Source organism: Pseudomonas sp. (assembly GCF_035512415.1).
In the GTDB taxonomy this organism is placed as follows: domain Bacteria; phylum Pseudomonadota; class Gammaproteobacteria; order Pseudomonadales; family Pseudomonadaceae; genus Aquipseudomonas.
Genome location: NZ_DATKDZ010000004.1, coordinates 20,424 through 40,608 on the forward strand (window position 1 = coordinate 20,424; position 20,185 = coordinate 40,608).

The 20,185-nt window shown below is 60.4% G+C and carries 19 protein-coding genes; 3 read left to right on the forward strand and 16 right to left on the reverse strand.

What is annotated here, in order from left to right; genetic code table 11:
* Nucleotides 1–4 precede the first annotated feature (4 nt).
* From tpiA to rlmE, 5 genes are all read right to left on the reverse strand, one after another.
* The gene (gene tpiA, locus VMP31_RS00865; RefSeq protein WP_325503118.1) at nucleotides 5–760 is read right to left on the reverse strand and encodes a triose-phosphate isomerase; all 756 of its coding nucleotides are present in this window, start codon (nucleotides 758–760) and stop codon (nucleotides 5–7) included.
* A gap of 65 nt (nucleotides 761–825) precedes the next feature.
* Entirely contained in the window at nucleotides 826–2,163 is a 1,338-nt protein-coding gene (gene glmM / locus VMP31_RS00870) for a phosphoglucosamine mutase (protein ID WP_325503120.1), read from the reverse strand.
* A 20-nt stretch (nucleotides 2,164–2,183) separates the two neighbouring features.
* Nucleotides 2,184–3,035, reverse strand: coding sequence for a dihydropteroate synthase (gene folP, locus VMP31_RS00875; protein ID WP_325503122.1), 852 nt, complete (start codon nucleotides 3,033–3,035; stop codon nucleotides 2,184–2,186).
* Between the two features lie 8 nt (nucleotides 3,036–3,043).
* On the reverse strand, nucleotides 3,044–4,960 hold the full coding sequence (gene ftsH / locus VMP31_RS00880) for an ATP-dependent zinc metalloprotease FtsH (RefSeq protein WP_325503124.1): 1,917 nt from the start codon (nucleotides 4,958–4,960) through the stop codon (nucleotides 3,044–3,046).
* Between the two features lie 199 nt (nucleotides 4,961–5,159).
* Complete coding sequence (gene rlmE / locus VMP31_RS00885; protein WP_325503126.1) at nucleotides 5,160–5,783, reverse strand: 23S rRNA (uridine(2552)-2'-O)-methyltransferase RlmE; 624 nt, start codon at nucleotides 5,781–5,783, stop codon at nucleotides 5,160–5,162.
* Between the two features lie 103 nt (nucleotides 5,784–5,886).
* On the opposite strand from rlmE, the gene yhbY reads away from it, so the two are divergent.
* Nucleotides 5,887–6,198, forward strand: a complete 312-nt coding sequence (yhbY, locus tag VMP31_RS00890) for a ribosome assembly RNA-binding protein YhbY (protein ID WP_325503128.1) — start codon at nucleotides 5,887–5,889, stop codon at nucleotides 6,196–6,198.
* A 5-nt stretch (nucleotides 6,199–6,203) separates the two neighbouring features.
* Here yhbY and VMP31_RS00895 read toward each other — a convergent pair whose 3' ends face one another.
* The 8 genes from VMP31_RS00895 to grpE all read right to left on the reverse strand — a co-directional run bounded on the left by VMP31_RS00895 (nucleotide 6,204) and on the right by grpE (nucleotide 16,458).
* Nucleotides 6,204–6,725, reverse strand: a complete 522-nt coding sequence (locus VMP31_RS00895) for a DUF4149 domain-containing protein (RefSeq protein ID WP_325503130.1) — start codon at nucleotides 6,723–6,725, stop codon at nucleotides 6,204–6,206.
* Entirely contained in the window at nucleotides 6,658–7,134 is a 477-nt protein-coding gene (greA, locus tag VMP31_RS00900; RefSeq protein WP_325503132.1) for a transcription elongation factor GreA, read from the reverse strand. The genes VMP31_RS00895 and greA overlap by 68 nt, the downstream gene beginning before the upstream one ends.
* A complete protein-coding gene (carB, locus tag VMP31_RS00905) occupies nucleotides 7,131–10,352 on the reverse strand; it encodes a carbamoyl-phosphate synthase large subunit (RefSeq protein ID WP_325503134.1) in 3,222 nt (1,073 codons plus the stop codon). The genes greA and carB overlap by 4 nt, the downstream gene beginning before the upstream one ends.
* 36 nt (nucleotides 10,353–10,388) lie before the next feature.
* On the reverse strand, nucleotides 10,389–11,537 hold the full coding sequence (carA, locus tag VMP31_RS00910) for a glutamine-hydrolyzing carbamoyl-phosphate synthase small subunit (RefSeq protein ID WP_325503136.1): 1,149 nt from the start codon (nucleotides 11,535–11,537) through the stop codon (nucleotides 10,389–10,391).
* A 209-nt stretch (nucleotides 11,538–11,746) separates the two neighbouring features.
* Nucleotides 11,747–12,550: a 4-hydroxy-tetrahydrodipicolinate reductase gene (gene dapB / locus VMP31_RS00915; protein ID WP_325503138.1), complete on the reverse strand. Its 804-nt coding sequence runs from the start codon at nucleotides 12,548–12,550 to the stop codon at nucleotides 11,747–11,749.
* 72 nt (nucleotides 12,551–12,622) lie between these two features.
* Nucleotides 12,623–13,750, reverse strand: a complete 1,128-nt coding sequence (dnaJ, locus tag VMP31_RS00920; RefSeq protein WP_325503139.1) for a molecular chaperone DnaJ — start codon at nucleotides 13,748–13,750, stop codon at nucleotides 12,623–12,625.
* Nucleotides 13,751–13,872: 122 nt separating this feature from the next.
* Nucleotides 13,873–15,789, reverse strand: a complete 1,917-nt coding sequence (gene dnaK / locus VMP31_RS00925) for a molecular chaperone DnaK (protein WP_325503141.1) — start codon at nucleotides 15,787–15,789, stop codon at nucleotides 13,873–13,875.
* A 99-nt stretch (nucleotides 15,790–15,888) separates the two neighbouring features.
* On the reverse strand, nucleotides 15,889–16,458 hold the full coding sequence (gene grpE / locus VMP31_RS00930) for a nucleotide exchange factor GrpE (protein WP_325503143.1): 570 nt from the start codon (nucleotides 16,456–16,458) through the stop codon (nucleotides 15,889–15,891).
* A gap of 155 nt (nucleotides 16,459–16,613) precedes the next feature.
* On the opposite strand from grpE, the gene recN reads away from it, so the two are divergent.
* On the forward strand, nucleotides 16,614–18,287 hold the full coding sequence (gene recN / locus VMP31_RS00935) for a DNA repair protein RecN (protein WP_325503145.1): 1,674 nt from the start codon (nucleotides 16,614–16,616) through the stop codon (nucleotides 18,285–18,287).
* A 62-nt stretch (nucleotides 18,288–18,349) separates the two neighbouring features.
* On the opposite strand, the gene fur is transcribed toward recN, so the two are convergent.
* Nucleotides 18,350–18,754, reverse strand: coding sequence for a ferric iron uptake transcriptional regulator (gene fur, locus VMP31_RS00940; protein WP_325503147.1), 405 nt, complete (start codon nucleotides 18,752–18,754; stop codon nucleotides 18,350–18,352).
* A 97-nt stretch (nucleotides 18,755–18,851) separates the two neighbouring features.
* On the opposite strand from fur, the gene VMP31_RS00945 reads away from it, so the two are divergent.
* Nucleotides 18,852–19,370 carry an outer membrane protein assembly factor BamE gene (locus VMP31_RS00945; protein WP_325503149.1) on the forward strand — a complete coding sequence of 173 codons (519 nt, stop codon included), beginning with the start codon at nucleotides 18,852–18,854 and terminating at the stop codon, nucleotides 19,368–19,370.
* A gap of 60 nt (nucleotides 19,371–19,430) precedes the next feature.
* On the opposite strand, the gene VMP31_RS00950 is transcribed toward VMP31_RS00945, so the two are convergent.
* Together VMP31_RS00950 and VMP31_RS00955 are read right to left on the reverse strand one after the other, a co-directional pair.
* Entirely contained in the window at nucleotides 19,431–19,751 is a 321-nt protein-coding gene (locus VMP31_RS00950) for an RnfH family protein (RefSeq protein WP_325503151.1), read from the reverse strand.
* The gene (locus VMP31_RS00955; protein WP_325503153.1) at nucleotides 19,744–20,178 is read right to left on the reverse strand and encodes a type II toxin-antitoxin system RatA family toxin; all 435 of its coding nucleotides are present in this window, start codon (nucleotides 20,176–20,178) and stop codon (nucleotides 19,744–19,746) included. Before VMP31_RS00955 ends, VMP31_RS00950 begins: the two co-directional genes overlap by 8 nt.
* Nucleotides 20,179–20,185 lie beyond the last annotated feature (7 nt).

Consider the following 20,185-nt stretch of genomic DNA (forward strand, 5'->3'; position numbering starts at 1 on the left):
CATGTCAGCTTCCTGCGGCGCGACAGATCGCACCGAACTCATCCGCATTCAGAGAGGCTCCACCCACAAGCCCCCCATCGATATCCGGCATACCGAACAACTCGGCAGCACTGGCGGCCTTCACACTGCCGCCATAAAGAATTCTTACCCTGCCAGCCAACTCGGCATCTTGCGCCGCAAGCTGACTGCGAATCGCTGCGTGCACCTCCTGGGCCTGCTCAGGCGAAGCCGTCAACCCGGTGCCTATCGCCCAAACCGGCTCATAGGCAATTACGGCACGCTCAAACACCTGCACACCCAGCTTGCCCGCAACAGCAGCTAACTGCCTCGCCACCACCGCCAGCGTTTCGCCTGCCTCGCGCTGCGCCAGGGTTTCCCCCACACACAACACCGGAGTCAAACCGCACGACTGCGCCGCAGCAAACTTGCGCGTGACAACCTCGTCAGAATCGCCCAGCAAAGAGCGGCGTTCGGAGTGCCCCACCAACACCAGCGAGCAACCCGCATCCAGCAACTGGAACGCGGCAACCTCACCGGTCAAGGCACCCTGCTGCGGCTCAGTCGCACAATCCTGTGCACCTACCACAACCGCCTTGCCTGCCAACTCAGCGCTCACCTGAACAAGGTGCACACTGGAGGGAAACACTGCTATCTCGACATCATCAGGCAACACCTGACGACTTAGACCGTTGATCAGCTCTGCGACGCTGGCGCGGGTACCGTGCATTTTCCAGTTACCAGCTACCATTGGGCGACGCATGCTTTACCTCGTCGGTCAAAGAGGGCGCAGATGTTACCCAACGGATTCAGGACTGGCAAGCCGAATCAAGCACATACCTGTGCAACAACCTTAGCCAATTCATCGGCATAGCCGCGTACCTGGCCTTCATCGTCACCTTCAACCATGACTCGCACCAGCGGTTCGGTACCGGATTTGCGTAGCAGCACCCGCCCGCGCCCTGCCATCTGCTCGGTCACGCGCGCACTCGCTTCCTGCACGGCAGCATGCTCAAGCGGATCGACACCCCCAGCGAACCGCACGTTGATCAGCACCTGAGGGCACTTCTGCATGCCCTGGCGCGCCTCGCCAAGGGACTGCTCACGACGCTTGAGCGACATCAGCACCTGCAGCGCCGCGATAATCGCATCCCCCGTGGTGGTGTGCTGGAAGCACACCAGGTGACCCGATCCCTCACCGCCCAGCAGCCAGTTGCGCGCCAGCAGCTCGGCAATCACATAACGATCCCCCACCTTGGCCCGCACAAAAGGAATACCCAGATCGGCCAAGGCCAACTCCAGGCCCAGGTTGCTCATCAAGGTGCCGACCACGCCACCCTGCAGCTTGCCGCGCTCGTGCAGATCCCGAGCAATGATAAACAGCAGCTCATCACCATCGACCAGGGTGCCGGTGTGATCGACCATCAACACCCGATCGGCATCACCATCGAAGGCGATACCCAGATCTGCATGACGCGCCACCACCTCGGCCTGCAGCGTCTCCATATGGGTAGAGCCGCAACCGGCATTGATATTCAGCCCGTCCGGCTGCGCCGACAGCACATGCACCTCAGCCCCCAGCTCGCGAAATACGCTGGGTGCCACCTTGTAGGCCGCGCCATGGGCACAATCGAGAACAACCTTCAGCCCGGCGAAACTGGTATTGCTCGGCACGCTGCTCTTGCAGAACTCGATATAGCGCCCAGACGCATCATTGATGCGCGAGGCCTTGCCGATGTGTGTCGACTCCACCACGGTCATCGGCTGATCAAGCAACTCCTCGATCATCAACTCGACCTCGTCCGGCAGTTTGGTGCCCTGACTGGAGAAGAACTTGATGCCGTTATCGTCATAGGGGTTGTGCGAGGCGCTGATAACGATCCCTGCGTCGGCCTGGAAGGTGCGCGTCAGGTAGGCAATGGCCGGAGTCGGCATGGGGCCGAGCAACTGCACATCGGCACCGGCTGCAGCCAGGCCGGCCTCAAGTGCCGATTCGAACATATAGCCGGAAATCCGCGTGTCTTTGCCGATCAGAATGCGGCACTTGCCCTGCTTGCGAAAGGCCATGCCCGCCGCCCAACCCAACTTGAGCATAAAGTCCGGAGTGATCGGAAAGTCGCCAACACGCCCACGGATACCATCGGTACCAAAATATTTTCTCGCCATGACTCGGATTCCTTGAATACTTATTCGGCCGCTTCAACTGCGGCCAGCATGCGCACCACATCAATAGTTTCGGCCACATCATGGACCCGCAGGATATGCGCGCCCTTGGTTATGGCCAGGGCGGCCAGGCCCAGGCTGCCATACAGCCGCCCGCCGACCTCATGCCCGAGAACCTTGCCGATCATGCTTTTGCGTGAAACCCCGACCAGCAGGGGCCGCCCAAGACCATGCAAGAGCTCCATATGCTTGAACAGACTGAGATTGTGCTCCAGGGTCTTGGCGAAACCAAAGCCCGGATCAAGGATCAGCCGCTCAACGGCGATTCCGGCTGTCGCACAAGCTGCCATGCGCTCAGCAAGAAAATCGCGCACCTCGACCAGCACATCGGCGTACTGAGGATTCTGCTGCATGGTGGTCGGCTCGCCGCGCATATGCATCAGGCACACCGGCAGGCCACTATCGGCTGCCGCATCCAACGCCCCATCACGCTGCAGCGAACGTACATCGTTGATCAACCCTGCACCCAGACGCGCGGTTTCGCGCATCACCGCCGGCGTCGAGGTGTCCACCGAGATAATCACATCCAGCTCGGCGGCAATCGCCTCAACCACAGGCGCAACTCGCTCCAGCTCTTCGACCGGGGAAACCGCACGGGCACCCGGGCGGGTCGACTCGCCGCCAACATCAATCAGCGTCGCACCCGCCTGCAGCATCGCCTCAGCATGGCGCAGAGCCGCATCGCGCTGACTGAAACGACCGCCGTCAGAGAAAGAGTCGGGGGTTACGTTGAGAATGCCCATCACGTGTGGGCGGCTTAAATCAAGAAACCGGCTGCCACAGGGCAGCCGGTTAAGGGTGGGTGCAGCAGGCATGTAGAACCTTAGTGCTCGGCGGCAGGGCCACCAATTGGTTTTTCTGCGGACTCGGCGACTTCAACAGGCGCGGTGGGCGTACCGTTATTATCGTCGCCACCCTGCCAGCCCTTGGGCTCGCGCGGCGCAAGGCCATTCATGATGTCCTCGATCTGCTCGGCATCAATGGTCTCGTACTTCATCAACGCTTGCGCCATGGCATCGAGCTTGTCGCGGTTTTCTTCCAGCAGACGACGAGCCGTGCTGTAGCAGCTATCGATGATGCTGCGTATTTCCTGATCGATCACCTTGGCGGTTTCGGCCGAAACATTGCTCTGATTGCTGCCCATGCTGCGCCCAAGGAACACTTCGCCCTCTTCTTCGGCATACATCATCGGGCCAAGCTTTTCCGACAAGCCCCACTTGGTGACCATATTCTTGGCCAGCTGGGTGGCGCGCATGATGTCGTTGGAAGCACCAGTGGTGACGCCCTCGAAGCCCAGGGTCATCTCCTCGGCGATACGGCCGCCGAACAGCGAGCAGATCTGACTGGTCAGAGCACGCTTGCTCAGGCTGTAGCGATCTTCTTCCGGCAGGAACATGGTCACACCCAGGGCGCGACCACGGGGAATAATCGACACCTTGTAGACCGGATCGTGCTCGGGCACCAGGCGACCAACGATGGCGTGACCCGCCTCGTGGAAGGCGGTGTTGAGCTTTTCCTTGTCCGACATGACCATGGTCTTGCGCTCGGCACCCATCATGATCTTGTCTTTGGCCAGTTCGAACTCCTTCATTTCCACCACACGCTTACCAGCGCGGGCGGCAAACAGGGAGGCTTCGTTGACCAGGTTGGCCAGATCGGCACCGGAGAAGCCCGGCGTACCACGTGCAATCACGGCCGGCGCGACGTCTTCGCCCATCGGCACTTTGCGCATATGCACTTTGAGAATCTGTTCGCGGCCACGGATATCCGGCAGCCCCACCACCACCTGACGGTCGAAACGACCCGGACGCAGCAGCGCAGGGTCGAGCACGTCAGGACGGTTGGTCGCGGCGATAACGATGATGCCGTCATTCATTTCGAAGCCGTCCATCTCCACCAGCAACTGGTTGAGGGTCTGTTCACGCTCGTCGTGACCGCCACCCATACCAGCACCACGATGGCGACCAACGGCATCGATCTCATCGATAAAGATGATGCACGGCGCATGCTTCTTCGCCTGCTCGAACATGTCGCGCACCCGGGATGCACCAACACCGACGAACATCTCGACGAAATCAGAACCGGAAATGGTGAAGAACGGCACCTTGGCTTCGCCCGCAACCGCCTTGGCCAGCAGGGTCTTACCGGTACCCGGCGAGCCAACCATCAGCACGCCGCGTGGGATACGCCCGCCGAGACGCTGGAACTTGCCCGGATCACGGAGGAATTCCACCAGTTCGCCAACTTCTTCCTTGGCCTCATCGCAACCGGCGACGTCGGCGAAGGTGGTCTTGACCTGATCTTCGGAGAGCAGGCGCGCCTTGGACTTGCCAAAGCTCATCGGCCCGCCCTTACCGCCTGCGCCGCCCTGCATCTGGCGCATAAAGAACATAAATACGGCGATGATCACCAGGATCGGGAAGCTGGCCACCAGCAACTGAGTCCAGATGCTCTGCTGCTCAGGCTGCTTGCCGACGATTTCGACATTGTTGTCGATCAGGTCCTTGATCAGGCCGTTGTCCTGGATCGCCGGACGCACGGTCTCGAAGGAAGAACCATCACCACGGATGCCGCTGATAATAAAGCCGTCGACGGTCACTCGCTTGACGGAGCCGTCCTGGACCTGCTGGATAAACTCCGAGTAGTTGAGTTTGTTCGACTCACTCGGGCTGGAAAAATTGTTCATCACCGTCACCAAAACGGCGGCGATGATCAGCCACAGGACCAGATTCTTTGCCATGTCGTTCAATTAGCTACCCTCTGCAGCAGGCCTCGTCTCGAAGCGTGCTTCGCATGACGACCAGTTATGTATCAGTCTAACTTACTACACAACGCCCACACCTGGCAGACGCCGTCTGTAACCCTTTATTTGCCTGCAACCCGCAGCACCTTGGCATACCGGCTTGGACCGGCCTGACGGCGCATGGTTGCATGCCTACTTAAAGCCCGCGGAAACCGCGCGCCAGCATATATTGCTCGCGGGAGCGGTCACGCGAGGACAGAGGCTTACGCATCTGCACCTTGTCGAACAGCTGCCGCACCTGCTTGTGGTACAGATCGAAACCTTCACCCTGGAAGATCTTGATCAGAAAATCACCACCCGGGCGCAATACCCGAGTCGACAAATCCAGGGCCAGCTCGCATAGGTACATCGCGCGCGGCTGATCTGATTCCCTTACCCCACTCATATTGGGGGCCATATCGGAAATCACAAGGTCTACCGGCTGATTACCGATCGCCTCAAGGATCTGCGCGAACACTGCATCATCAGTGAAGTCACCCTGGATGAAATTGACATCGGGGATGCTGTCCATCTCCAGAATATCGGAGGCGATCAACCGTCCCTTGTCGCCGATCACTCGACTGGTGACCTGCGACCAGCCACCCGGCGCGGCTCCCAGGTCGACCACGGTGATGCCTGGGCGCAGGATGCGATCCTTTTCCTGGATCTCCAGCAGCTTGTAGCTGGCGCGCGAACGATAGCCGTCCTTCTGCGCCATTTTCACGTAGGGGTCGTTGAAATGCTCTTTCAGCCAACCTTGACTGGTCTTGGAACGGGCCACGCAACACCTCGAACTTTACAAAGCATGAATATCTGGGCGGCCCCGAGAGCGCTCGGGTAAACTGATCGCCGTTTTTTACCAGATTAAATGCAGGAATCAGATTATGCCGCTCACTCAAGAGCAGAAGAAACAATTCAAATCTATCGGCCACCACCTGAAACCCGTATTGATAGTGGCCGACAATGGTTTGACCGAAGGCGTGCTGGCCGAACTGGAGCGCGCCCTGAGCGATCATGAACTGATTAAAGTGCAACTGCGCATCGTCGAGCGCGAGGCTCGCCTGGCGGCCATCAACGAGCTGTGCAAGGCCGGCAAGAGCGAACTGGTGCAGGTTATCGGCAAGATGGCGCTGATTTACCGCAAGAACCCCAAGCCGAACAAGAACCTGTCGAATATCCACCGCCATCACGGCTGACAGCTTCAGGCTGTATGCCTCTTGCCCTTGCGGGAGGCATGCAGTTTAGCGCCGGTGCCGCCCGGAACGGGCTGCAACACCAGCAGCAAACCGCAGAAAGCCATTACCAGATAGCTGAACATCAGCCAGAGCCCAGCCGTCTCGGGCATAAGACGCTGCGCGCCCAGATAGCTGGCGGCCATCAGCAGCACCACCAACAGTAACTGCCCACGCATATCCCGCCACAGACTCGCCAGCCCTTCACCACGCACCAGTACCAGCACCTGCACACCGGCACAAGCCGCCGCGAGCCCCACCAGCAGTGGGCGCAGAGCACTGCTCAACTCCTCGACCAGCAGCGAGGCTAGACCGGTTTTGGCGATGGCCGGCAACAACAGAAAATGCAGCAACCAGAGGCCACCCACCCAGAGGGTCTGGGCCAGCAGCCAGCTGATTGCCCCGGCATCGCGCGCAGCGGGCTTAGATATGACGAACCTCGACGATCTCGTACTCGACGGTGCCGCTGGGCGTCTTGACCACGACCACATCACCCTCTTCCTTGCCGATCAGGGCGCGTGCAATCGGCGAGCCGACCGACAGCTTACGCTGTTTGATATCGGCCTCGTCTTCCCCCACGATCTGGTAAGTCACGCTTTCGTCGGTTTCGACGTTAGCGATCTCCACGGTGGTGCCGAAGATCACCTTGCCGGTGTGCTCGATGGTGGTGACATCGATCACCACGGCATTCTGCAGACGGCCTTCGATATCGCGCACGCGCGCCTCGACCATGCCCTGCTGCTCACGGGCGGCGTGGTATTCGGCGTTTTCCTTGAGGTCGCCCAGCTCGCGCGCCGTGCCAATGTCCTGGCTCAGCTTGGGGCGTACCACCTTGGTCAGATGAGCGAGCTCTTCTTCCAGGGCGCGCGCGCCCTGGACGGTCATCGGGTATTTAGTCATGCCTTGAGTCCTGCATGCAGGTCCTGCAGGCGGCGCACGGTCTTCTCGGGACCGAACTTCAGCGCTTCACAGATCGCCTGACCCGCCGCAATGGTGGTGGTGCAGTAGATCTTGTGCTGCAGGGCGTTACGACGAATCGAGTAGGAGTCGGCAATCGACTGACGCCCCTCGGTGGTGTTGATGATCAGGGTGACTTCGTCATTCTTGATCATGTCGACCACATGCGGACGACCTTCGGTGACCTTGTTGACCCGGCGTACTGGCAAACCAGCGGCCTCGATCAACTTGGCGGTACCGGCGGTTGCCACCACTTCAAAGCCCAGACCGATCAGGTCGCGAGCGACGTCAGCCACCAGCGGCTTGTCGTCGTCACGCACGCTGATAAAGGCCACGCCTGCGTTCGGCAGCACTTCGCTAGCGCCCATCTGGGCCTTGGCGAAGGCTTCACCGAAGCTGTCGCCGACACCCATGACTTCACCGGTAGACTTCATTTCTGGGCCGAGGATCGGGTCGACGCCGGGGAACTTGGCGAAGGGGAATACCGCTTCCTTGACGCTGTAGAAGTTGGGGATGATTTCCTGGGTGAAACCGACTTCGGCCAAAGTCTTGCCGGCCATTACCCGGGCACCGAGCATCGCCAGGGAGATGCCGATGCACTTGGAGACGAAGGGCACGGTACGCGAGGCGCGTGGGTTGACTTCGATGACGAAGATATCCTCGCCCTGCACGGCCATCTGCACGTTCATCAGGCCGATCACGCCGAGTTCCAGGGCCATTTTCTTGACCTGATCACGGATCTCGTCCTGGATATGCGCCGGCAGCGAATACGGTGGCAGCGAGCAGGCCGAGTCACCGGAGTGCACGCCGGCCTGTTCGATGTGCTGCATGATCGCGCCAATTACCACGGTCTCGCCGTCGCAGATGGCATCGATATCGACTTCGATGGCGCAGTTGAGGAAGTGGTCGAGCAGCACCGGGCTGTCGTTCGACACCTTCACCGCTTCGCGCATATAGCGCTTGAGTTCTTCTTCCTGGTAGACGATTTCCATCGCCCGGCCGCCCAGTACATAGGACGGACGCACCACCAGCGGATAACCGATAACCTTGGACGCAGCCAGGGCCTCTTCTTCGCTACGCGCGGTGCAGTTCGGCGGCTGACGCAGGTGCAGGCGCTGGACCATCTGCTGGAAGCGCTCGCGGTCTTCGGCACGGTCGATGGCATCCGGCGAGGTGCCGATAATCGGCACGCCAGCTTCTTCCAGGGCACGGCAGATCTTCAGCGGGGTCTGGCCGCCGTACTGCACGATCACGCCTTTGGGCTGCTCGACGCGGACGATTTCCAGCACGTCTTCCAGGGTTACCGGCTCGAAGTACAGGCGGTCGGAGGTGTCGTAATCGGTGGAGACGGTTTCCGGGTTGCAGTTGACCATGATGGTCTCGTAACCGTCTTCACGCAGCGCCAGTGCGGCGTGTACGCAGCAGTAGTCGAACTCGATGCCCTGGCCGATACGGTTAGGCCCGCCACCGAGAATCATGATCTTGTCGCGCGTGGACGGCGCAGCCTCGCACTCTTCCTCGTAGGTCGAGTACATATAGGCGGTGTCGCTGGCGAACTCGGCGGCGCAGGTGTCGACACGCTTGTACACCGGCAGCACTTTCAGCTTGTGACGATGGCTGCGCAGGCTCTTCTCGGAGATGCCGAGCAACTTGGCCAGGCGGATATCGGAGAAGCCTTTGCGCTTGAGCTTGTACATCTGATCGCGGTCGATGCTGGCCAGGCTCAGGGTCTTGATCCGCTCTTCGTCCTTGATCAGATCTTCGATCTGCACCAGGAACCACTCGTCGATACGGGTCAGCTCGAACACTTCAGCAACCGTCTTGCCGGCACGGAAGGCATCGGCCAGGTACCAGATGCGGTCGGCGCCCGGCACGATCAGCTCGCGCTTGAGGGTGCTTTCCGCTTCCGGATCGTTCAGGTCGAGCATCGGATCGAAGCCGGACACGCCAACTTCCAGGCCGCGCAGGGCTTTCTGCATGGATTCCTGGAAGGTACGGCCGATGGCCATCACTTCGCCGACGGACTTCATCTGCGTGGTCAGACGCGCGTCGGCCTTGGGGAACTTCTCGAAGGCGAAACGCGGGATCTTGGTCACGACATAGTCGATGGCCGGCTCGAACGAAGCAGGGGTGCGGCCGCCGGTGATGTCGTTGGAGAGCTCGTCGAGGGTGTAACCCACGGCCAGCTTGGCGGCGATCTTGGCGATCGGGAAGCCGGTGGCCTTGGAGGCCAGCGCCGAGGAACGCGACACCCGCGGGTTCATCTCGATGACAACCATACGGCCAGTGTTCGGGCAGATGCCGAACTGCACGTTGGAACCGCCGGTTTCCACACCGATCTCGCGCAACACCGCAAGCGATGCGTTACGCAGGATCTGGTATTCCTTGTCGGTCAGGGTTTGCGCCGGGGCCACGGTAATCGAGTCGCCGGTGTGCACGCCCATCGGATCGAAGTTTTCGATGGCGCAGACGATGATGCAGTTGTCCTTCTTGTCGCGGACCACCTCCATCTCGTATTCCTTCCAGCCGATCAGCGACTCGTCGATCAGCAGCTCGCTGGTCGGCGACAGATCGATACCGCGGGCACAGATTTCTTCGAACTCTTCGCGGTTGTAGGCGATACCGCCGCCGGTGCCGCCCATGGTGAAGGACGGACGGATGATGCAGGGGAAGCCAACCTTCTCCAGCACGCCGTAGGCTTCTTCCATGTTATGGGCGATGCCGGAAACCGGGCAGGCCAGGCCGATGTCTTTCATCGCCTTGTCGAAGCGCGAACGGTCTTCGGCCTTGTCGATAGTGTCGGCGTTGGCACCGATCATTTCCACACCGAACTTTTCCAGTACGCCGTGCTTTTCCAGATCCAGCGCGCAGTTCAGCGCGGTCTGGCCGCCCATGGTCGGCAGCAGGGCGTCCGGGCGCTCCTTCTCGATGATCTTGGCCACGGTGGACCACTTGATCGGCTCGATATAGGTGGCGTCAGCCATGGCCGGGTCGGTCATGATGGTGGCCGGGTTGGAGTTGACCAGGATGACCCGGTAACCCTCTTCCTTCAGCGCCTTACAGGCTTGTGCACCGGAATAATCGAACTCGCAGGCCTGGCCGATAACAATCGGGCCGGCACCGAGGATCAGGATGCTTTTGATATCTGTACGTTTTGGCATAGCGGTTACTCGAATCCTTGGGTCGGTCGGCGAGGTTTAGCGGCGCTTGGCCATGGCTTCGATAAAACGGTCGAACAGCGGGGCCACATCGGCTGGGCCGGGGCTCGCTTCGGGGTGACCCTGGAAGCTGAAGGCGTCCTTGTCGGTACGCTCGATACCCTGCAGGGAACCGTCGAACAGCGACTTGTGAATCGCCCGCACATTGCTCGGCAAGCTGGCTTCATCCACGGCGAAACCGTGGTTCTGGCTGGTGATCATCACCACACCTGTGTCCAGGTCCTGCACCGGGTGGTTGGCACCGTGGTGGCCGTGGCCCATTTTCAGGGTCTTGGCACCGGAGGCCAGGGCCAACAGCTGGTGGCCGAGGCAGATGCCGAATACCGGGATTTCGGTTTCCAGCACGTCCTTGATGGCCTGGATCGCGTAGTCGCAGGGCTCGGGGTCGCCAGGGCCGTTGGACAGGAACACGCCATCGGGATTCAGCGCCAGCACCTCAGATGCCGGGGTTTGCGCCGGCACTACAGTGACGCGGCAACCGCGCTCGACCAACATGCGCAGGATGTTCAGCTTGACCCCGTAGTCGTATGCGACCACATGGTAAGGCAGCTCGCTGGCTGGAATTTCAGGGTGGCTGTCGTCTTTCAGATTCCACACACTGGAACGCCACTCGTAGCGCTCGGTGCAGCTGACCACTTTGGCCAGGTCCATGCCTTTAAGGCCGGGGAAGCTGCGCGCCAATTCCAGGGCTTTCTCTTCGGTGGCGTCATCGCCAACCAGAATGCAGCCGTTCTGCGAACCCTTCTCGCGGAGGATGCGGGTCAGGCGGCGGGTATCGATACCGGCGATGGCGACGGTGCCATTTTCCTTCAGGTACTCATCCAGTGGCTGCTTGTTGCGCCAGTTGCTGGAGGTCAGCGGCAGATCACGAATGATCAGGCCGGCGGCCCAGACCCGGTTGGACTCGGCGTCTTCCGGCGTGGTGCCGGTGTTGCCGATATGCGGGTAGGTCAGGGTGACGATCTGCTGGGCATAGGAAGGATCGGTAAGAATTTCCTGATAACCGGTCATGGCGGTGTTAAAAACCACCTCACCAATAGTCTGGCCATCGGCACCGATGGCCTCGCCGCGAAAAATACTGCCATCAGCAAGAGCCAAAATGGCAGGTTTAAGGGCTGGCTTACTCAAGAAAACCTCCGAAGATCGAAACGTGAAGCAAACGCAGATTGTAAAAAAGCGGGATGACGTATCAACCGTCACCCCGCTTTTTTATCTGATTCATTCTGCGCAACTTTAGTGGACACACTAAAGCAGAAAGCTTACAGGAAAGTGCCTTTTTGGTCCACCGCCAGTTGCGACTATGTTCCAGTTAAAAACCATTCCTGCGACACAATGCCTCAGTTGAGGCCCAGAACGTCCTGCATGTCGTACAGGCCCGGCTGCCGCTTGTGCAGCCACAGCGCCGCGCGCACCGCACCTTTGGCGAAGGTCATACGGCTCGACGCCTTGTGGGTAATTTCCACCCGCTCGCCATCGGCGGCGAACAGTACGGTGTGATCGCCCACCACATCACCTGCGCGCACGGTAGCGAAACCTATGGTCTCGCGCTCGCGGGCACCGGTCTGGCCTTCACGGCCGTAGACCGCAACTTTCTGCAGATCGCGACCCAGGGCATTGGCCACCACTTCACCCATACGCAGGGCGGTACCGGACGGCGCATCGACCTTATGCCGGTGGTGAGCCTCGATGATCTCGATATCCACCTCGTCGCCCAGCACCCGTGCCGCGGTGTCGAGTAACTTCAGGCACAGGTTGACGCCAACGCTGAAGTTGGCGGCAAAGACGATGGGAATCTGCTTACCGGCCTCGACCAGCAACTGCTTCTCCTCCGGGGAAAAGCCGGTGGTGCCGATAATCATGGCCTTGCCGGCCTGACGGCAGACTTGCAGATTCTTCAGGGTGACCGATGGATGGGTGAAATCGATCAGCACATCGAATTGATCGAGCACCGCATTCAGATCACCGGACAGATTGACGCCAATCTTGCCCTGAGCGACCAGCTCACCCACATCGACACCAACCAGGCTGCTATCGGCACGATCAATCGCCGCGCTCAGTTGCGCACCGTCGGCCTGCTGCACCGCCTCGATCAGGGTCTTGCCCATGCGCCCGGCGGCGCCCATTACTGCGATACGTTGCATAGCTATCAGCTCCAAGCTGTCGCCCCAGGCTGCAGCCGCCGCTTAGCGGCCAGCGCAGCCTGACAGCGGGATTTACAGGTCGCCAAAGAAGCGCTTCACGCCCTCGAACCAGCCATTGGCCTTCGGCGAGTGCGAGCTGTCGCCCTCCAGGGACTTGCGGAACTCGTCCAGCAGTTCACGCTGACGCTTGTCCAGGTGCACCGGGGTTTCCACCACCACCTTGCACATCAGGTCGCCAGCACCGCCACCGCGCACCGGGGCCACGCCCTTGCCGCGCAGACGGAACATCTTGCCGGTCTGAGTCCCTTCGGGAATCTTCAGCTTGACCCGACCATCCAGGGTCGGCACTTCCAGCTCGCCGCCCAGGGCCGCATCGGCGAAGCTGATCGGTACTTCGCAGTACAGGTGCTTGCCGTCACGCTGGAAGATCGCGTGCTCGCGCACATTCACCACCACATACAGATCGCCCGCCGGGCCACCCATGGCACCCGCCTCGCCTTCGCCGGACAGGCGAATGCGATCACCGGTATCGACGCCCGCAGGCACCTTCACCGACAGGGTCTTGTGCTCTTCCACCCGGCCATGGCCGTGGCAGGATCCGCAAGGATCGGTGATCATCCGGCCGCTGCCGTGGCAACGTGGACAGGTCTGCTGCACCGAGAAGAAACCCTGCTGCATGCGCACCTGGCCGATACCGCCACAGGTGGTACAGGTCACCGGACTGGTGCCCTTCTTCGCCCCCGAGCCATCGCAGGTCTTGCAACCCACCAGGGTCGGCACGCGAATGGTTACCGTGGTGCCACGCACCGCCTCTTCCAGGTCCAGCTCCAGGGTGTAGCGCAGGTCACTGCCGCGCTGCGCGCCGCCCCGCTGACCACCGCGACCGCCGCCACCGAAGAAATCACTGAATACATCGCCGAAGATATCCGAGAAGTTCGCCCCACCCGGACCGCCACCACCGCCACCCATCTGCGGGTCGACCCCGGCATGGCCGTACTGATCGTAGGCCGAGCGCTTGCCGGCATCGGAGAGCACTTCGTAGGCCTCGTTGGCCTCCTTGAACTTCTCTTCCGAGGCTTTATCGTCGGGATTACGGTCCGGGTGATGCTTCATGGCCAGGCGGCGGTAGGCTTTTTTCAGCTCCGCTTCGCTGGCACCGCGCTCGACACCGAGCACCTCGTAATAGTCACGTTTAGCCATAAGTCTTCAATACCTTCAAATCGTCTGCTCCAGACACGCCAACGCGGGAGCAAGCTCCCGCGCGGCGAAACATGCCGGCCGCGACTCGCGTCACGCCCGGCCAGAGCGGCATAAGCTCGCGCTTACTTGTTTTCCTTGACCTCTTCGAACTCGGCGTCGACTACGTCGTCCGCTGCGTCCTTGGCTTCTTCGCCGCCTGGGGCTTGAGCGCCCGGCTGCGGCTGCTCGGCGTACATCTTCTGCGCAAGCGGTGCGGTCACTTCGGACAGCGCGGCCATCTTGGCGTCGATATCCGCCTTGTCGTCGCCCTTGATCGCCACTTCCAGCGCGCTCAGTGCGGTTTCGATGGCAGCCTTCTCGTCGGCAGTAGCCTTGTCGCCGGCCTCAACGATCATCTTGCGGCTGGCGTGAACCAGCTGATCGCCCTGGTTGCGTGCGGTCGCCAGCTCTTCGAACTTGCGATCTTCCTCGGCGTTGACTTCGGCATCACGGACCATCTGCTGAATTTCTTCTTCAGACAGACCGGAGTTGGCCTTGATCACGATGGACTGAGTCTTGCCGGTCGCCTTGTCTTTCGCGCCGACGTGCAGGATGCCGTTGGCATCGATATCGAAGGTGACTTCGATCTGCGGTACGCCACGCGGAGCCGGCGGAATCTCGGCCAGGTCGAATTTGCCCAAGGACTTGTTACCACTGGCTTGCTTGCGCTCGCCCTGCAGTACGTGAATGGTCACGGCACCCTGGTTGTCGTCGGCAGTCGAGAACACTTGCGATTTCTTGGTCGGAATCGTGGTGTTTTTCTCGATCAGCGCAGTCATCACGCCGCCCATGGTTTCGATACCCAGGGTCAGCGGCGACACGTCGAGCAGCAGCACGTCTTTCACGTCGCCCGACAGTACCGCGCCTTGGATAGCAGCACCCATGGCTACAGCTTCGTCCGGGTTGACGTCTTTACGCGCTTCTTTACCGAAGAAATCGGTAACCAGCTTCTGCACCAGCGGCATGCGGGTCTGACCGCCAACCAGGATCACGTCGTTGATCTTGCTGATGTCGATACCGGCGTCTTTCAGGGCGATGCGGCAAGGCTCGATGGTGCGCTGCACCAGGTCTTCAACCAGCGATTCCAGCTTGGCGCGGGAAATCTTCACGTTCAGGTGCTTCGGACCGGTGGCGTCTGCAGTGATATACGGCAGGTTGACATCGGTCGACTGGCTCGAGGACAGCTCGATCTTGGCCTTCTCAGCGGCTTCTTTCAGGCGCTGCATGGCCAGCGGGTCACCCTTGAGGTTCATGCCGCTTTCTTTCTTGAATTCGTCAACGAGGTAGTCGATCAGACGAATGTCAAAGTCTTCACCGCCGAGGAAGGTGTCACCGTTGGTGGCCAACACTTCGAACTGGTGCTCACCGTCGACTTCAGCGATTTCAATTACGGAAACGTCGAAGGTACCGCCACCCAGGTCATAAACGATCACGGTGTGATCGCCCTTGGCCTTGTCCATACCGTAAGCCAGAGCGGCTGCGGTCGGCTCGTTGATGATTCGCTTGACGTCCAGACCAGCGATACGGCCGGCGTCTTTGGTGGCCTGACGCTGGCTGTCGTTGAAGTAGGCCGGCACGGTGATCACCGCTTCGGTCACTGGCTCGCCGAGGTAGTCTTCGGCGGTCTTCTTCATCTTCTTGAGAATTTCAGCCGAGATTTGTGGCGGTGCCATTTTCTGGCCGTTCACTTCAACCCAGGCGTCGTTGTTGTCAGCTTTGACGATCTTGTACGGGACCATCTGGATGTCTTTCTGCACGACTTCTTCGTCAAAACGACGACCGATCAGACGCTTCACCGCGTACAGGGTGTTGTGCGGATTGGTCACTGCCTGACGCTTGGCCGACTGGCCAACCAGAATTTCGCCATCGTTGGCGTACGCGATGATCGACGGCGTGGTGCGCGCGCCTTCAGCGTTTTCAATAACTTTGGCCTTGCCGTTTTCCAGAACCGAGACGCACGAGTTGGTGGTCCCCAGGTCGATACCGATAATTTTACCCATCTTCACTCTCCCGAAACTTTGATAATCCCGCAGCTGATCGTTGTCAGCAGCGGTAGCACTAAAACGCTTGACTGTTTAATGGGGGCAGCGCGGCGAATTTCAAGCCTGCTCATCGATCGATGGTGGCGCTTGTACCGGTGCCTTGCTGACCACCACCATGGCGGGGCGCAACAAACGACCATTGAGCATGTAGCCCTTCTGGAACACCTTGAGCACGCTGTTAGGCTCGACGTTGGTGCTTTCCTGCATCGCCATCGCCTGATGGTGTTCGGCGTTGAACGGCGCGCCGTGCGGATCAATGGCTTCCAACTGGTGGCGCTTGAGAGTGTCGCCGAACAGCTTGAGCGTCAGCTCCATGCCCTCACGTACGGCCTTGATCGCCTCATCATCCGGATTCGACAGCTCAAGGCCGCGCTCCAGGCTATCCACCACCGGCAACAGGTCGTTGGCGAATTTCTCCAGAGCGAATTTGTGCGCCTTCTCTACATCCTGCTCGGCGCGGCGGCGCACGTTCTGCAGATCGGCAGCCATGCGCAGCGACTGATCCTGCGCAGTGGCCAGTTGCTCTTCCAGCGCTTGCACGCGGGCAACCAGGTCATCACCCGCAGCCGCTTCGGCAGCTGTTTGTACATCGGGGTTCTGCGTATCCAGGGTCTGTTCGTCAGCCATGCGTCTCTCCTCTTAAAAACCGACGCGAGCCTCAACTCACGTGCCTGACCGCTATATGGGGCCAAAAAATGTGGTTTCAAGGACAGCAGATGGATTGTCAGCCCACAAAAAAACACTGTATAAATAACCAGACATGAACTTGGGAGGCCCTCGCCATGCTGGTGCACCTGTCCGTACACAACTACGCCATCGTTGAACATCTTGATCTGGAGCTGGACGCTGGCATGAGCGTGATCAGCGGCGAAACCGGTGCCGGCAAGTCGATCATGCTCGACGCCCTCGGCCTGTGCCTGGGCGACCGCGCCGACAGCGGCGTGGTCCGCCCCGGTGCGGACAAGGCGGATATTCTCGCCAGCTTCGACCTGTCCGACATCCCCGAAGCCCGCGCCTGGCTGGCCGAACGCGATCTGGACAATGACGGCCCGTGCATCCTCCGTCGGGTGATCACCGCCGAAGGCCGTTCGCGCGGCTATATCAACGGCGCGCCCTGCCCCCAGGGCGACCTCAAGGCCCTGGGCGAGCGCCTGATCGATATCCACAACCAGCACGAACACCAGTCACTGCTCAAGGCCGACACCCACCGCCGCCTGCTCGACGAATACGCCGGCAGCCAGGAGCTGGCGCGCCAGGTGCAACTGGCTGCCCAACGCTGGAAACAGACCAAGAGCGAACTGCAGCGCATCTCCAGCATCGGCGACGAACAGCGCGCGCGCCATCAACTGCTGAGCTATCAGCTGGAAGAGCTCGACAATCTGGCCCTGGGCGAGAACGAGCTGGACAACCTGGAGCAGGAACACAAGAACCTGACCAACGCCGAAAGCCTGCTCAGTGCCTGCCGCCTGGTAATCGAGCAGTGCAGTGAGAATGACGCCGGCAACGTGCTCTCGGCGCTAACCAGCAGCCTTAACCGCCTCGGTGCCTTCCAGGGCCAGCCCGGAGCCTTGAGCGAAGCCACCAACCTGCTGGCCAGCGCGCAGATCCAGGTGGAAGAAGCGGTCGGCGAGCTGAACCGCTTTCTCGACCACTTCGACGCCGATCCCGAACGCCTGCAGCAGATGGAAGAGCGCCTGGACGCGATCTACACCCTGGCGCGCAAGCACCGTATTCAGCCCGGCGAGCTGATCGCCATGCAGCAGCAACTGTTTGAAGAACTGGAAAGCCTTAACGCCGACGACCAGGCCGCCGAACGCCTGGGCGAAGAGCTCGGTGCCTTCGAGCGCCATTACCAGGAAAAGGCCACGGAACTGAGCGCACTGCGCAATAAAGCCGCCAGCGCGCTGGCCGCGGCGGTGGAACTGGAAATGCAGAACCTGGGCATGCCCGGCGGGCGCTTCAGCATCAAACTGAGCGCCAACCCCAACAGCGAGCCGCACCCCAACGGCCTGGAGCAGCTGGAATTTCTGGTCAGCGCCAACCCTGGACAACCGCTGAAGGCCCTGGCCAAGGTCGCCTCGGGCGGCGAACTGTCGCGCATCAGCCTGGCGATCCAGGTGATCACCGCACAAACCTCGCGGGTACCAACACTGGTCTTCGACGAAGTAGACGTTGGCATCGGCGGCCCCACCGCCGAAGTGGTCGGCCAGCTGCTGCGCCGCCTCGGCGAACGCGGTCAGGTACTGACCGTCACCCACTTGCCGCAAGTCGCCGCACAAGGGCATCAACACCTGTTCGTACACAAGGTGCGCGACAGCGATGCCACCCGCACCGCCGTGAGCAAGCTAAGCTCCACGCAGCGGGTCGAGGAAATCGCCCGCATGCTCGGCGGCGTCGACCTCACCGAAGAGTCCCTGGCCCACGCCCGACAGATGGTCGGCAGTGTCCAGGCCTGATCGAGCAGACCGCAGAAAGCACAAAGGCGACCCTAGGGTCGCCTTTGTTATGCAGCAGTCAATCAGGTTTTCTTGCGCACGTAGAGCACAAGATTGTGATCGACCAGTTCGAAACCGTGCTCTTTGACGATTTCTTTCTGACGTTTTTCGATCTCGACATCGAAAAACTCGATCACCTCGCCCGAATCGACACAGACCATATGATCGTGATGACCACCGTCGGCCAATTCAAATACGGCGTGGCCGCCATCGAAGTTGTGCCGCACCACCAGACCTGCGGCCTCGAACTGGGTCAACACGCGATAGACGGTGGCCAGCCCCACGTCATCACCAGCCTCCATCAGTGCCTTGTAAACATCCTCTGCACTCATGTGACGCTGACCGGCGGAGTCGAGCATTTGCAGAATCTTGACCCGTGGCAGGGTCACTTTCAGGCCAGCCTTGCGTAGTTCGCTATTTTCAACCATGGTCTGCTTTCTCACGGAAGCGGCTTCGCAGCTTCCTTTATTGCGGGTATGATCCGGGTTTATATTGCCCAGCCAAGATAGTGGAAGTCGCCCACCGATGCAAAAAACCAAACTCCTGCTGACCAGCCTTACCCTTACAGGGCTATTCGCACTCGCCGGTTGTTCATTCCCCGGGGTTTATAAAATCGACATCCAACAGGGCAATGTCGTGACGCAAGACATGATAGACCAGTTGCGCCCGGGAATGACCCGCCGACAAGTGCGGTTTATCATGGGCAACCCACTGCTCACCGACACCTTCCACAGCAATCGCTGGGACTATCTGTACAGCATCCAGCCCGGTGGCGGACATCGCCTGCAGGAGCGCATCAGCGTCAACTTCAGCGCTGACGATCAGCTGGTGGGCCTGTCCGGTGACTTTATGCCGGGCGTCAGCCGCGATCAGGCCATCCTCGGCGAAGACAGCGGCGTGACCACACCACAAGCCACACCGCGCCCGGCAGTAGAAGACAAACCAGCCCCCGGCTCGCTGCTGGAACAGATCCAGCGCGAAGTCGACAGCGTGCAGAGCGTCCCGGTACCGACCCCAGAACCGCTGGAAACCAGCCCGCAGTAGCAGCAACGCATAAAAAAGCCCGGACACTTCCGGGCTTTTTTATGCGCGGTAAACCGCTCGTTACATCTCTTCGTCATCCGCCTTGGCTTTGGCCGCCTTGGCCGCCCGCTGCTTGCGCACCTCTTTCGGGTCGGCAATCAGCGGACGATAGATTTCCACCCGCTCGCCGTCTTCCAGCACGCGCTCATCGGGCTTGGCAACCGCCTTTCCGAAGATACCCAGCGGGCTGTTGTGCAGATCCAGGTCCGGGAAGTGCGCCTGCATTCCCGACTGCAGCGCTGCCTGGCGCACCGTGGTGCCGTGAGGCAGGCTCAGGCGCAGCAACTTCTGCTTGTCGGCCAGGGCATAGACCACTTCGACCACAATGCTCTGCTTATCCATATAGCTGTTTGGCCCTTTGACAGAAGGCATCGACCAGGGTGTTGGTCGCCTGATTGAACAACGGCCCGAGGGTAGCCCGCACCAGCGGCCCGGCATAGTCGAAGGTCAGATCCAGGCTGATTTTGCAGGCCTTGTCACCCAAGGCTTTGAACTCCCAATGCCCATACAACTGAGTGAACGGCCCCTCGACCAGGGTCAGCTTGATCAGCTCGCCAGACACCAGCGTGTTGGAGGTCACAAAGCGCTGGCTCATACCGCCCTTGGCCACCGCCAGACTGGCGCGCATATGGGTCTCGCTGACCTCCAGCACCTCGCTGGCCGAACACCAGGGCAGAAACTGCGGATAGCTGGCGACATCGTTGACCAGATCGAAAAGCGCCTGGGCCGGATAAGGCAATAAAGCCGAACGCTGAATATGGGTGCTCATAACGCTA